Origin of the sequence: Pseudoalteromonas sp. SG41-2, from assembly GCF_014164535.1 — a bacterium.
GTDB classification, from domain to species: Bacteria; Pseudomonadota; Gammaproteobacteria; order Enterobacterales; family Alteromonadaceae; genus Pseudoalteromonas; species Pseudoalteromonas rhizosphaerae.
In genome coordinates, this window is the sequence record NZ_JACJFK010000013.1 from 26,423 (window position 1) to 40,568 (window position 14,146).

Annotated in this window: 14 protein-coding genes; 6 read left to right on the forward strand and 8 right to left on the reverse strand. The window is 40.1% G+C overall.

All coding sequences use genetic code 11. The annotated features are described in order from the left end of the window. Positions 1 to 136: 136 nt before the first annotated feature. Both H5186_RS11820 and H5186_RS11825 read left to right on the forward strand, forming a co-directional pair. Positions 137 to 766 carry a hypothetical protein gene (locus tag H5186_RS11820; RefSeq protein ID WP_182794487.1) on the forward strand — a complete coding sequence of 210 codons (630 nt, stop codon included), beginning with the start codon at positions 137 to 139 and terminating at the stop codon, positions 764 to 766. Further along, positions 763 to 1,509 (forward strand): DUF3307 domain-containing protein, encoded by a 747-nt coding sequence (locus H5186_RS11825; protein WP_149982955.1) that lies wholly within the window; start codon positions 763 to 765, stop codon positions 1,507 to 1,509. Before H5186_RS11820 ends, H5186_RS11825 begins: the two co-directional genes overlap by 4 nt. A 56-nt stretch (positions 1,510 to 1,565) precedes the next feature. On the opposite strand, the gene H5186_RS11830 is transcribed toward H5186_RS11825, so the two are convergent. Both H5186_RS11830 and H5186_RS11835 read right to left on the reverse strand, forming a co-directional pair. Continuing rightward, positions 1,566 to 2,969: a DEAD/DEAH box helicase gene (locus H5186_RS11830; protein ID WP_182732235.1), complete on the reverse strand. Its 1,404-nt coding sequence runs from the start codon at positions 2,967 to 2,969 to the stop codon at positions 1,566 to 1,568. Positions 2,970 to 3,178: 209 nt separating this feature from the next. After that, positions 3,179 to 4,018 carry an isopenicillin N synthase family oxygenase gene (locus H5186_RS11835; protein ID WP_145242335.1) on the reverse strand — a complete coding sequence of 280 codons (840 nt, stop codon included), beginning with the start codon at positions 4,016 to 4,018 and terminating at the stop codon, positions 3,179 to 3,181. Positions 4,019 to 4,272: 254 nt separating this feature from the next. Between H5186_RS11835 and H5186_RS11840 the strand changes: the two genes are divergently transcribed. Then, positions 4,273 to 5,475: a bifunctional alpha/beta hydrolase/OsmC family protein gene (locus H5186_RS11840; RefSeq protein ID WP_182761635.1), complete on the forward strand. Its 1,203-nt coding sequence runs from the start codon at positions 4,273 to 4,275 to the stop codon at positions 5,473 to 5,475. 63 nt (positions 5,476 to 5,538) lie between these two features. On the opposite strand, the gene H5186_RS11845 is transcribed toward H5186_RS11840, so the two are convergent. After that, the gene (locus tag H5186_RS11845; protein WP_182767675.1) at positions 5,539 to 7,527 is read right to left on the reverse strand and encodes a DUF2207 domain-containing protein; all 1,989 of its coding nucleotides are present in this window, start codon (positions 7,525 to 7,527) and stop codon (positions 5,539 to 5,541) included. Between the two features lie 46 nt (positions 7,528 to 7,573). Beyond that, positions 7,574 to 8,311 carry an alpha/beta hydrolase gene (locus tag H5186_RS11850; protein WP_182717964.1) on the reverse strand — a complete coding sequence of 246 codons (738 nt, stop codon included), beginning with the start codon at positions 8,309 to 8,311 and terminating at the stop codon, positions 7,574 to 7,576. 176 nt (positions 8,312 to 8,487) lie between these two features. Between H5186_RS11850 and H5186_RS11855 the strand changes: the two genes are divergently transcribed. Beyond that, complete coding sequence (locus H5186_RS11855) at positions 8,488 to 8,811, forward strand: hypothetical protein (RefSeq protein WP_182717963.1); 324 nt, start codon at positions 8,488 to 8,490, stop codon at positions 8,809 to 8,811. A 30-nt stretch (positions 8,812 to 8,841) separates the two neighbouring features. On the opposite strand, the gene H5186_RS11860 is transcribed toward H5186_RS11855, so the two are convergent. The 3 genes from H5186_RS11860 to aspS form a co-directional block, all read right to left on the reverse strand. After that, complete coding sequence (locus H5186_RS11860; RefSeq protein WP_149982949.1) at positions 8,842 to 9,432, reverse strand: pentapeptide repeat-containing protein; 591 nt, start codon at positions 9,430 to 9,432, stop codon at positions 8,842 to 8,844. Then, positions 9,425 to 9,652 carry a hypothetical protein gene (locus H5186_RS11865; protein ID WP_149982948.1) on the reverse strand — a complete coding sequence of 76 codons (228 nt, stop codon included), beginning with the start codon at positions 9,650 to 9,652 and terminating at the stop codon, positions 9,425 to 9,427. Before H5186_RS11865 ends, H5186_RS11860 begins: the two co-directional genes overlap by 8 nt. A 113-nt stretch (positions 9,653 to 9,765) precedes the next feature. Beyond that, entirely contained in the window at positions 9,766 to 11,544 is a 1,779-nt protein-coding gene (gene aspS / locus H5186_RS11870; protein ID WP_182794520.1) for an aspartate--tRNA ligase, read from the reverse strand. A 202-nt stretch (positions 11,545 to 11,746) separates the two neighbouring features. Here aspS and H5186_RS11875 point away from each other — a divergent pair, with 202 nt between their 5' ends. Next, entirely contained in the window at positions 11,747 to 12,595 is an 849-nt protein-coding gene (locus H5186_RS11875) for a DUF72 domain-containing protein (protein ID WP_149982947.1), read from the forward strand. A 38-nt stretch (positions 12,596 to 12,633) separates the two neighbouring features. After that, a complete protein-coding gene (locus H5186_RS11880; protein ID WP_149982946.1) occupies positions 12,634 to 13,131 on the forward strand; it encodes a M48 family metallopeptidase in 498 nt (165 codons plus the stop codon). 48 nt (positions 13,132 to 13,179) lie between these two features. Here the strand turns inward: H5186_RS11880 and H5186_RS11885 are convergent, their stop codons facing one another. Beyond that, entirely contained in the window at positions 13,180 to 14,073 is an 894-nt protein-coding gene (locus H5186_RS11885; RefSeq protein WP_145242350.1) for a LysR family transcriptional regulator, read from the reverse strand. Positions 14,074 to 14,146 lie beyond the last annotated feature (73 nt).

The window sequence follows — 14,146 nt, forward strand, 5'->3', positions numbered from 1 at the left end:
TAATCACGCTACTGTAGCATACCCTGATTAATTTCAAGCCCTTGCATTTAGCTTTCAAGTAACCTAAATTAGTTACATTGAAGCATGTAACCAAAATTGGTTACTTTTCTTTATGTAACTTAAATCAAGGACATTTATGATTGCGGTGATCAGCGGTGATGTGATCAAATCACAACATATTCCAAAGCACGACTACGATGCGATGCTCTACCAGCTCGACCAAAGTTTGCGAGCAATTACTCAACGCCATCTGGGACAAAGTATTATTTATCGAGGCGATGCGTTTCAGGTGCAAATAAATCAACCAGCCCAAGTATGCCGTGTCGCAGTGCTGCTTTACTTACATCTTAAAGCCACCGGCTATGAAATTCGCCAAAGCCTTGCCATTGGTAAAATAGATAATGCTAGAGCCGATATTAAAACAGCAACAGGCTCTGCATTTACATTATCGGGGCGCGGTCTTGACGAAATCCATAACCAACGCTTTACTCTTAGCAGTATTGATGAACTCAAAAATGATGGCTTAACCCTTAATCTAGCTTTTATTGACGTGCTCCTGAGCAAAATGACACACAAACAAGCGAATGCCTTATATGTCTATTTAACCGCAGAAAACAATCAACATAGTGAACTTGCTAAACAATTAAAAACCAGTCGTGAGAATGTGACCAAGTTACTTAATCTTGCACATTATCAGTTGATCGAGCGTTTTTTAGACTATGCAGAGCAGGCCATTGCTAATGCCGTGATAGGAGTAAAAAAATGAGTTTTATGTTGTTATTAGTTGCATTATTTATCGGTCATATTTTAGCTGATTTTTATTGGCAGCCAATGAGTTGGGTTAATAACCGTAATACACGTCACTTTCGTGCTAAAAAACTGTACTTGCATGTGCTAGTGCACGGTCTAACTACAGCAGCAATTGTCAGCTGGTGGGAGTTTAGTTTTGGCTGGCAAGAGCTCTCGCGTATCGGTATTGCCACAGCTATTGTTATCGTGACCCACTACTTAATTGATTTAGCAAAATCATATTCAAACAAAGGAGTTGTGCCATTTATCATTGATCAACTTGCTCATCTTGTCGTGATACTACTACTGACTGTGTGGTTGAGCGACAACAGTGAATTTATTACCAGCATTTGGCAATGGCTGATAACCCCCACTACATTATGGGTGCTATGTGGCTATTTACTGGTATTGAGTCCCAGTGCAGTGTTCATTCGTATGATGTTAGAGCGTCTCACTACCGGGTTTAGCTCCACAGGAAGTTTACCAGCAGCGGGGCAAAGTATTGGCATGCTTGAGCGAGTATTAATGCTTACATTTATTTTGCTAGATCAGTTGGCTGGCGTTGGCTTTTTATTAGCAGCAAAATCGGTATTTCGCTTTGGCGACTTACGTGCCAGTAAAGATAAAAAACTCACCGAATATGTTATGCTCGGTACACTTTTAAGTGTCACCGTCACCTTATTTATTGGCTTAGCAGTTAATTATCTTAAAGCATTATAGAAATAAAAAGCATAAAAAAACGCGCCAGCTTAGGCGCGTTTTTTATCAAAATATTATTACGTGTTACTCACGCCATCATTACCAGAGCGACGACGTTGACCACTGCCACCAACAGATTGACGCTTAGCCCATGGGTTTTGTGTTTGCTCACCAGCGGCTTTAGCAGCAGGTTTTTTACCTGAGCCACCACGGCGTGGGCCGGTGCCATTACCGCCGTTATTATTTGGCTTTTTGCTATCAGACTTAGGTTTAGAAAAAGGCTGACCCGCTTTTTTAGGCTTTTTAGGTTTGATAGGTCGTGCATCAAGCTCTCTTTCAGGCACTCCTTTTGTTGGCTCAAAACCAGCTTCTTTTGCACGTGGGATCAATTCACCGATAAAACGTTCAATACCGTATAAGTCATCAGCATCTTCCGGTGTTACAAATGAAATTGCGTCGCCAGATGCACCCGCACGGCCGGTACGACCAATACGATGCACATAATCTTCATACACATTAGGCAAATCATAGTTAACTACATGTGGCAGTTCAACAATGTCTAAACCACGGGCAACAATATCCGTTGCCACAAGTACGCGTACTTCGCCACTTTTAAAGCCTTCAAGCGCTTTAACACGCGCGCCTTGAGATTTATTACCATGAATTGCAGCGCCAACAATATCATCGCGCTCTAACTGCTTTACTAAACGGTTTGCACCATGTTTAGTGCGGCTAAATACCAACACTTGTTGCCAATCATTAGTACGAATTAAATGACTTAACAAGGCGGTTTTACGTGCTTTATCTACCGCATAAACGCATTGGGTAACACTTTTTGCCGTGGTATTTTTTGCAGCGACTGAAATTTCGACCGGATCATTAATAAGCCCTTTCGCAAGCGCTCTAATATCGTCTGAGAACGTCGCTGAGAACATCAAGTTTTGACGTTTAGCCGGTAACTTGCTGATGATACGTTTAATGTCATGAATAAAGCCCATATCAAGCATACGGTCAGCTTCATCAAGCACCAACACTTCGAGGTTATCGAACTTCAAGGCATTTTGGTTATGCAAATCCATTAAACGACCCGGAGTGGCAACTAAAATATCTACACCTTTGCGTAAACGCATCATTTGCGGATTAATTTTAACACCACCGTACACAACAAAAGAACTGATATTAGAATGCTTAGCATACTCTTCAACATTCTCGCTTACTTGTAATGCCAGCTCACGGGTTGGAGTTAAAATTAAAGCACGAACTTGGTTAACCTTGGCTTTTTGGCCTGTTGATAAGCGCTCAATTAACGGTAAAGTGAAACCCGCTGTTTTACCTGTACCAGTTTGCGCTGCAGCCATAACATCCCGACCTTCAATGATCGCTGGAATGGCTTGAGCTTGAATTGGTGTTGGCGTTTCATAGCCCTTTTCTAAAACCGCATTAACTAAAGACTGTGATAAACCTAACCCATCAAAACTCATATTTTCTCTCAATAATTTTAAGGCCCAATCGGCCAATGGCGCATTATACCGATCGTACGCAATAATGCATGGTATATTCACGTTTGAAATAGCGTCAGCCAAATTTAACTAGCCACATCACACTATAACTCACTAAAAAAACACAACCTTAAAAAACAAAAAAGCGGCACTGTGGCCGCTGTTGAAAAGCTATCATCACTTGAGTGATGCTATTTAACACCTAACTCACGCAGACGCTCTTGTAAGTAACTGTCAGCAGTATAACGCGCTGATAACACCACATCTGGACGCGGGTGCAAAAATAACGGCAACGAAATACGTGACTTAGATGACGCTTTGCCAGTAGGGTTAATAACACGGTGAATAGTCGACGGAAAATAACCACCTGACGCTTCTTGCAACATGTCGCCAATGTTAATAATTAAACTGCCAAAATCGCATGGCACATCTAACCAACCGCCATCTGTTTTTTGTACTTGCAAGCCTGGCTCATTTGAAGCAGGTAATACCGTTAATAAATTAATATCACCATGTGCAGCAGCACGAATAGCACCAGGTTCTTCATCACCTGTCATCGGCGGGTAATGTAATATACGTAATAATGTTTGCTCTGAATCAGCAATCATATCTTTTAAATCGATAGAAAACTTAGCACGCACATCCGCTGGTGCTTCAGCTTGCACCCAGCTTAACAATGTCGCAGCAAACTCATTGGCTAAACGATAATATTCGCGAATATCTGCTTCTAACTGCGCTGGTACACGGCCTTTTGGATAAACATGAAAGTATTCTTTAATGTCTTTAACTGTAAAGCCTTTTGCAACTTCTGATACCGAAGGCGGAAAGTAGCCATCTTGAGTGTCTTTAGAGAATAAGAATTCATGTTTTTGTTCAGAATTAAAAAAATCCTGCCAATTTTTATAAATTGATTCAACAAGAGACTGTGGAATTGGGTGGTTTTTTAATACACCAAAGCCCGTATTTCTAAGAGACTCAACAAATTGAGCGGCCGCATCGCTCGCTTTATAATCAACGGTAGGTAATTGCATGTTCGTATCCAATGAATTAAGTTGTTAAAAGCCTTTGCTAATCATAGCAGTTGCTCCATTGTAGCGCTTCGCGAGCATAATAAAACGGGCAAAAAAACATAAGGACTTATGTCCTCTTTAGCTGGGTAAGCGTTTATTACTTGATGCAAATCAAAATGTTGCTATTGTGGATAAAACGCTAAAACAACTGTAATTATAAACGCACTTTAATGGTCTACTCTTCACTAACCTCTTTCATTAAGCAAAGGTAACCTATGCGCCAAAAAATTTCGTTCAAAAGTGGTGATTTAACACTCGCCGGTCAGCTTGAAACACCCGCCAGTGATATTAAGTTTTATGCCTTGTTTGCCCATTGTTTTACCTGTGGTAAAGATATCGCCGCAGCAAGTCGAATTAGCCGAGCACTCACTCAACAAGGTATTGCGGTATTACGCTTTGATTTTACTGGCCTTGGTAATAGCGATGGTGATTTTGCCAACAGTAATTTCTCATCAAATATCCAAGATTTAATTGCCGCGGCAGATCACTTACGTGAACACTTTAAAGCGCCACAATTATTAATTGGTCATAGTTTAGGGGGCGCAGCGGTACTTGCAGCTGCCGAACACATTGCTGAAGTACAAGCCATTACCACTATTGGCGCACCATCAGATGCGCAACATGTAGCGCATAACTTTGCCGCTCATCTTGATGAAATTAATAGCAAGGGCGAAGCCAAGGTAAATTTAGCAGGGCGAGAATTTACCATTAAAAAACAGTTTGTGGACGACATTGCCAATTACGACCGCAGCCATATCAGTAAATTAAAGCGAGCATTGTTAGTAATGCACTCCCCTATTGATGCCACGGTAAGTATTAACGAAGCTGAAAAGATTTACGCCGCTGCTAAACATCCAAAAAGCTTTATTAGCCTAGATAACGCCGACCACTTACTCACTAACAAAGACGATGCAGACTACGCAGCAGACGTTATAGCATCATGGGCAAAACGTTATGTGGATTTTGATAAAAACCAGTACAGTGCCAAACTTAGCAGCGGCAATGTATTAGTTGAAGAGAAAGATCATGTCTTTACTCAGCATGTAAGTACCAAGGATCATACTTGGCTTGCCGATGAACCACTAAGTGTTGGCGGTAATAATTTAGGCCCAGACCCTTATCACCACTTACTTGCTGGACTTGGTGCATGCACCGCGATGACTTTACGTATGTATGCAAGTCGTAAAAACTTGCCACTTGAACACATAAAGGTAGAACTGGACCACAGCCGTGATTATCACGCCGATTGTGATAACTGCGAGCAAACCGACAAACTCGAAGCCATCACTCGTAAAATCACCCTGGTGGGCGATTTAAGTGACGCTCAGCGCCAGCGCCTATTAGAAATTGCCGACAAATGCCCTGTGCATAAAACCCTGCATAACAACCCACTGATTGTAAGTGAGCTGGTTGATTAACAACAAACTTCCCGCTTAGGCATTTGATTTATACACCTGAAATTTGGTATTTTTATCATTTGCCTACCAACCACCTCCGCCACCTCCACCTCCTCCTCCGCCAGAAAAACCGCCACTACTGGAGAAGCCTGAACTCGACATAGAGGATGAAACACTTGAGTTTCCCAAAGCTGAATAACTCATTCCATCTACACAATTAAGAAATTCTGTCTGGTCAGAAAAACCACCTGAAAACCACATCGGTGTATATCTATAAGGATTGAGAGATTCTGAAATTTTCTTCTTTTTACGTCTTTTTTGTTTTCTAAATTGTCCTCTTTTAAACCTAAGAACATTATCAAATCGAGCACACCATTCATCATGCAAATCCAGCGAAATTGCATACGGTAAAAATTTCTCATATTCAGTTTCAGTGAGCAAGAGATCGTCTTCAGGCAGTTTTTTAGCGGATATATATTTTCGTATTTGCATTGAACTTACCAGTAATGGCTTCCCGTATTGGGAGGGGCCGCGATTTAAAGATAATGCAGTTATACTAAGTAACAATAAAAAAGCCATCGAGATCGACAACAAGGGTACAAAACTACAAAGAAGCCACATCCAAGGAAGCCAAGTAATACATATAAGTAAGCACTTTTTTTCCCACTGTGGCTCAACATTCTCATCAGTGTCCTCAAAAATACTTTCGTAAATAGCCAACCATATAATGCACACGGGAGCAGTCATAAGAATAACAAGCGGCCCCCACAGAATATCAGTCCAATCTGAAACGCCAAATATCAATTGTAAGCTAACAAATACCGACGACAGAGCAACAGTAAAAAGTGTGTATTTAATATTCCACGTAAAAATACTTGTCGCTTTTAAGTCTTTGCTAATCGCACTAGAAAAAAGTTTAAAGAGTTCTCGATTTTTCTTTCTATTTTCACGGCTAACTTGGTAACTCCCACCCTGTTTAATAACCCAATCGAGAATACATTGTTCATTTTTTGGTAAAGGAGTGTTTGGTAGGTTTGTCTTAAGTGATAATGTTAATGTATGGGTATAAAATGAACCTTCTTTAATACCACTATCAGAGGGGAGGTATTCATATTTTATGCCTAGATAGCCTTTAATAGCTAAGTGAGTGCTGGCAGAAGTTAAATCTCTCATTGTACTATTTGAAAAAATTGCGTGGTTTAATATGTAATTAATTATTGCAGGGCTAATTTCACTGGGCACATCAGTAATATCTGGAGTATCGACATTTTCATCTGGATATATACCAACCTTACGCCAAGACCAATAAACAAAACCACCCACCGTACCCAAAAACGTGATAAGCAAAATCCACTCTAAAAAATCCAGTAAAAATATAAAATAAAATACCGAAGGTTGATCTATTACATCTTTAGGAAGCGCGAGAACAATTGTCATCCCCTCCCCTAAACCTAAGTCTTGCGTAGCAGTAAACCTAAATTGATTTTGTACTGGATTATCAACAATATAATTATCTTCTTTCTCTGTGTAAGAGCCGGTATAGGCTTTGTATTTCAGGACGCTGGTTTGTTCTGGTAGGTTAACTACAACCATTGACTTCTCTATTGAAGTTGCCCATTGATGAGGAATGGCATTAAAATATAACTCATCATAATTTTCAAAAAACCGAATTTCATCTGATAGTTGATAAGTAATAATAAAGCTAGCAGGCCCATAATCTAACTCTTTTTTAGGATCACCTACTTTTATGATTGCGTTGCCATTTGAAATGGTTGCTTGATAAGGTATTGATGTATTATTTAACTGAGCACTTAGCATCTTGAAGCCAGCTAAATATTCACCACCATAACGGCCCTCAAGTAATAATGGGATTCGTCTATAAATACCATGCTTGAATATATAACCACCGGCCGTTATATCAAACTGCTCAGTGACTATTAGATTGCCATTAGGTTTTACATCAATTGTTACATGTAATCCCGCTGTTGAATCAGCCTCCCTTACTTCTGCATAAGAAGGCATCAACATAATTAAAAGTAAAAAAATTATGCTTCCTTGCAAAAAATATTTCATTGTTAATTTGCTCCTTTTAAACAACACTTATCTCTTCATTAGATGCTTAATATAATAAAAACTCTTTTATATTTTTTTTCACTTCATTTATTAAATCAGCAGGCCCACCATCATACATATCATTATGGCGTGAGTTCTCTATCGAAATCTGCGTAACCGGATACTGTGCTAATTCATCTTCATTGAGTAATACCTGATTATCCGCAGGGTAATCACTGCCACGAAGCGTTAAAACCCGAATGTTTTTATTGCGAGGTAACAACATACGCCGATGATCAAGCGTAATAATTTGACTCACTTGCTTAGGATAAATCGCCGCGTAAAGCGCGGCTATATCACCGCCATTAGAATGGCCAAATAACGTTAACCGCGTAAAATCATACTCTGGGTAGCGAGGGCTCAACTCGGTCACTAAAAATTTAAGAGTGACCACACCACGATGCCAGTTTTCCATACGAGTGGCCATATAAGGTGGCGTGCGGTTGAGCGCAGGATCGCTGTCTAATTCATGGGCTACAGCAATGGTTAAATAGCCCTTAGCTGTAAATATATCAGCCGCAAACTGATAGTCAGTATGCGCAATACCATATCCGGCATTAATAAATACCACAGGGCATTTTGTTTGTTGGCTACAATGCTCGTTATATGCTGGTAATGAAATACTGATCGGGATCGCGCGGTCACGCGCTTTATCAACAATCATTTCGCTGTTTGTTGCGGAACTGGCGACGGCACTGACTATGAGAAAGAAGAAGCTCACAAGGTACTTAAAAGGTAGTGGCATTAATTTGCTCGACTTATTTTATTTAAATTATAAAGTACTTTAAGCTTTTGAATATTAATTGCAATAAAACGAGGTACCTAAAACAGCAGAAGAGTTTTAAAGAAAAAAATAATTATTATAAATTTATGCGATAATAGTCGTATTGTCCTAACGTCTATTTAGAAAAGAACCTATCCATGAAATCATACAACAGCATCGAACAGCGTATCGATATTTTACAAAGCAGAATTGAAGCGTATCAAGATGAAATCAAAACGCTAGAAACAGAGCCAAAAAATAATAACGAGCGTATTATTTTCAAATTTATCGAAACAGGCAGCACCGGCAAGACTAAAGATTTTGTGCGTGAATTAGGCATTAAATCACCACGCGATAGTTTGTATTCATCAGGTGATGTATCAAAACTCATCAAAGATGGCGCCAGTGATATTTCCCCTGCATTACTTGAAATTGCCCGCGCACTTGCCAGCGCACGAAATAAAAATGGCCCTGCCTGCTAATTAAGCATTAGATTAGCCGTGTCATAACGGCTAATCCACCAGCTCGATATCTAGTCCGCTGAGTAAGTTTAACGCTGCAAAGCGCTCAAACTTAGCCCGGCTAACATTATTATTTTTAATATCAATATTAAAATGCATCGCACCGACAAAGTTTACTTTACTCAAGTTTGTTTGCTGAAACAGGCTATCTCTAAAATCAGTGTTACTAAAATCACTGGTAGCTAAATTAGCCTGTCTAAAATCAACATCTTTGGCAAAACAGTCCGTCATGATCAAGCCTTTTAACTGTAACTCATAAAACGAGCTATGACTAAGTTGGCAATTTTTAAAACTCACCGATGAAGTAAGTGACAATTGTGGCCAATTTACCTGCGCCCATTGAATACTGTTGAGCTTACAATCAACAAAGCTGACTTCTTCTAACGAACTATAACCCCAATTTAAATCGCTTAAATTACAGTTAATAAATTCACACTCAATAAAACGACAATTACTAAATTGACTATGACTAAAATCACATTCAATAAACTGGCACTGTTCAAACTCAATGTCACTAAAGCGCTGCGCGCTGGCAACACATTTTGAAAATTGCTGATCGAAATAATCGAACTCTTTAAACACTCGAATGCTTAACCTCTAAATCGTTTTTCAAAGCAAGAACTGCGATATAGATCAACCCAAAAATAGGAATAATCGCTAATAGCCCACCAATTACAGCAACAATAACCGGTGTTGTTGTTTTTCTTTTACCAAGGCGATAACTTATCCACGTAAAAAATGGGATGCATACTATAAATATCAAAGCCAAGAACTCACCAAGCAAAGTTGCACTAATACTCATTTACTATCCTTAATATATTTTTATTAAACCATTTTGATTACACCATAAAAAAACCCTTAAGCCTACACTTAAGGGTTTTAAATCAATAGTAAGATTAAGTGCTAATTAATCACTTATTCTGCTGATTTTTCAGCTTTTTCAACAACACTAATAGCAAGCTCTGTAAGCGAATCTGCATTTGCTTTACTTGGTGCGTTAGTTAACAAACACGACGCTTGGGTTGTTTTAGGGAAAGCAATCACGTCACGAATATTATCAGTACCACACAGTAGCATTGCTAAACGGTCTAAACCGAACGCTAAACCAGCATGTGGTGGCGTACCGTATTTTAACGCTTCAAGTAAGAAACCAAACTTGTCTTGCTGCTCTTGTGCATCAATACCTAGGATTCTAAACGCTGCTTCTTGCATATCTGTATTATGAATACGTACCGAACCACCACCTACTTCGTAGCCATTTAGTACCATATCGTATGCATCTGAAATAGCCGCTGCTGGGTTTGCTTCAAGTTCGCTTGCATTTACATCTTTTGGTGCTGTAAATGGGTGATGAACAGCATGCAATGTACCTTCGTCGTCTTCTTCAAACATTGGGAAGTCAACAACCCAAAGTGGAGCCCAGCTATTTAGATTAGTGATCTCTAAATCAAGGCCAATCTTAATACGTAGCGCGCCCATAGCTTCGTTTACTGTGTTGCGTTTATCAGCACCGAATAAAATGATGTCGCCAGTTTGTGCGTTAGTGCGTGCAAGAAGTTCGTTGATCACCTCTTCATTTAAGAACTTAGCGATTGGCGATTGCACGCCTTCAGCGCCTGCACCGCGGTCGTTTACTTTCATCCACGCAAGCCCTTTCGCGCCATAAATACCGATGAATTTAGTGTAGTCATCTAGTTGCTTACGCGAAAGTGATGCACCGCCTGGTACTGTTAATACAGCAACACGGCCTTTTTCATCATTGGCAGGACCAGAAAAAACTTTAAACTCGACGTCTTTCACTAAATCGGCAACGTCAATTAATGTCATTGGGTTACGTAAATCTGGCTTATCAGAACCATACAAGCTCATTGCCTCAGCGTAAGGCATGATTGGGAACTCGCCTAAATCCACGTCTAGCAATTGCTGCCACATTTCGCGGATCATTTTTTCTGTGATACCACGTACCTGAGCAGAGCTCATGAACGAGGTCTCTATATCGATTTGAGTAAACTCAGGCTGACGGTCAGCACGTAAATCTTCATCACGGAAACATTTAACAATTTGGTAGTAACGGTCAAAACCCGACATCATCAACAATTGCTTAAACAACTGCGGAGACTGCGGTAATGCGTAAAAACTGCCTTTGTGAACACGGCTCGGTACTAAATAATCGCGCGCTCCTTCTGGGGTAGCTTTTGTAAGTACTGGCGTTTCGATATCTAAGAAATTATTTTCATCTAAGAAACGACGCACAAAGCTGCTAGCTTTAGCGCGTAGTTTAATACGGTCACTCATTTCTAAACGACGAAGGTCTAAGTAACGATATTTTAAGCGACGCTCTTCAGAGTTTACCTGATTAAAATCAAGTGGCAACGGCTCTGAACGGTTGATGATAGTAAGGCCTGTGCCTAAAATTTCAACTTCACCCGTTGCCATATCTTTGTTGATTTGGCTGTCAGGACGTGCGCGAACTACACCTTTTAATTGTACGCAAAATTCTTGACGTAATGTATTCGCGGTATCCATTAAGCCTTCAACTTCAGGATCGAATACAACTTGTACTAAACCTTCTCTATCGCGTAAATCGACAAAGATAAGTCCACCAAGGTCACGTCGTTTGTTGATCCAACCACATAGTTCAACTTCTTGATCTACTTGAGTTTTATTTAGCTGTCCGCAGTATATAGAGCGCATAGTTTTCCTGTCAGTGTAAAGACGAATAGCCGCTTCCCCTAAGAATTGCTGTTTTTGAGGGAGAATAGCCACTATTTATAAATCATTTTAGGGGGAGCATTATACCCAAGTTACTTGAAAATGCGAGCTCGGCAGCAGCTACTATGCTTTCAATTTATAGATTTGATATACTAACCAAAACACACAATCAGTTAACCGTTTTATGTTGTATTTAGGGTGTCCGCAGTGGTCAAGTACCGCATGGAAAGGCAATTTATTATCAAGTCACTGCAAAAATGCCGATATGTTGCACGAATACGCACAGGTGTTTAATTCAGTCGAAGGCAATACCAGCTTTTATGCCGATCCTAGTGTTGAATCATTAAATCGCTGGCGTGATGCTGTCGGCAATGACTTTAAATTTACTTTTAAATTCCATCGACGCTTTAGTCATGAATTACAGCTTACTCATATCGATGACGAACTCACTGCATGGTTTAATTTATTCGAGCCAATATTGTCTCATGTTGGGCAGATCATGTTGCAGCTACCAAGTAGTTTTAGCCCCAAACAACTGCCGTTATTAGCACAGTTTATTGCCAAGCTCCCGACAGGTTTAAACTACGGCGTTGAAGTTCGCCACCCCGAATTTTTTAAGAAAGGCGCAGCCGAAATTGCCTTTAATCAGCTATTAATAGCAAACAATGTCAACCGTATCTCAATGGACACCCGCGCATTATTTGCAGTTAAGCCGAACACTGAAGCACTCATCGATGCCCAACAAAAAAAGCCCCATTTACCCGTGCATGCCATTGCAACAGGCAATCAACCTATGGCCCGCTTTGTGATTGCCGATTTAGATCATGACTATAAAAGCTATTACCAACCGTGGCTTAAAAAAGTAAAACAATGGCTTGATGAGGGTAAGCACCCGTATGTATTTTTTCATACTGCAGATAACCGCCAAGCACCATTATTAGCACGCGAGTTTTGCCAAGATTTAGGTTACCAGCACCCCGTGCTAAACCCTTTCACTGGTGAAAAAGAAGCCAGTCAAGCCAGCCTTTTTTGACTCGCGTTGAAAATTAATTAACTACAAAGAAGTATTGAATGAGTGATTTTAAACGCTATTTTAGCGGCTATCCAGAGCAAATTGTAACGCAAGTAATGCAGCTTATTGAAAATGATAAACACGGCGCGTATTTAACTAAAAAATACCCAAGCTCCCATAATATTACCAGTGACAAGTCGTTATACGCATACGCCACTGAGCTTAAAAAGCGCTATTTAAAAAATGCGCCACCGTTTGGCCGCGCCGCGTTTAAAAAACAAGGCGATATGGTCACTAACGCGCTAGGTACTCATACGTATCGTATGCAAGGTAAAACCCGCAAGCACGATTTAGCCATCAACAGTGATTTACTGCGTGCACCAGAGGAATTACTCAAAGCTTTAGTAGTACACGAGCTCGCCCACTTTAAGGAAAAAGACCACAACAAAAGCTTTTACGCCCTGTGCTGCCACATGGAGCCAAGCTACCATCAACTCGAATTAGATTTACGGATTTTTTGTGTACTAGTAGCTGAAGGTAAAAACCCTTACACATAAAAATAACTGAATCACAAAGTACATAGCCGTACAGTTAACATATAAATACTATGCAAGATGAGTACGGGAGATTTCTTCATTTACCCAATGTAGTAATTGCTTTATCGCTTTTGAAAGTACCTGATTTTGCCTCACTATATAACCTAAACTGGTAGTTGGAAATTGCGGTAATGCGGTCACTGTAGTAGTTAGATTTGCTTTACTGCGCAGGGAAAACTCTGGCACGATGGCAACGCCAAACCCCGCTTCAGCCCAATCAATTTGCGCATCGACACTGCCCACTTCCATCACCCGGTAATTTGGTAAGTTTAAAGATGGCAAGGCACTATCGAGCAAGTCTCGGGTTCGCGTATCATGGCCGAGTAAGATTAATGTTGGCGGCTCAGTCAATGTAACATTGTTATCGTTTTTGGCCTGCTGCCATAACTTTAAATGATTACCTAATGCACACCATTTTATCTGCTGTAATTGCGTAAAATGCAGCGGCTCACTTTCTTTTTGGGCAATCACAAACCCTAAATCAGCTTCAGCACTTTTAACCAATGCTGACGCTTGAGAAGACGTTGTATTGAGCAAAGTAAAGTCAATGCCAGGAAACTGGCGCTTAAAAAGCTGAAAAGGCTCAATCAACAATAAACGAGAAATTATATCACTGGCGGCAATTGTCAGTGTGCCTTGGCTGAGATCATTAATCGCATTTAAGTCAGATTGGCAAACCTGTAATTCCCATAAGGTTTTTTGTCCAGACTCTAATAGCCGTAAACCTGCTTGGGTCAAACTAAAGGGATTACGTTCTATCAGTTTAACCCGTGTCGTTTTTTCTAACTGCTTAATATGCAAGCTAACATTTGGCTGTGTCATATGCAGCGCATTGGCTGTTTTACCAAAGTGCTTTAACTCAGCCAATGTGACAAAAGTTTTTAACCAGTGAATATCTAGCATCTTTATGACCTTAATGGCGTGAAATCGATATGAAATTCTTATCAAGATAATAATTATAATTAATTTCTCTTAT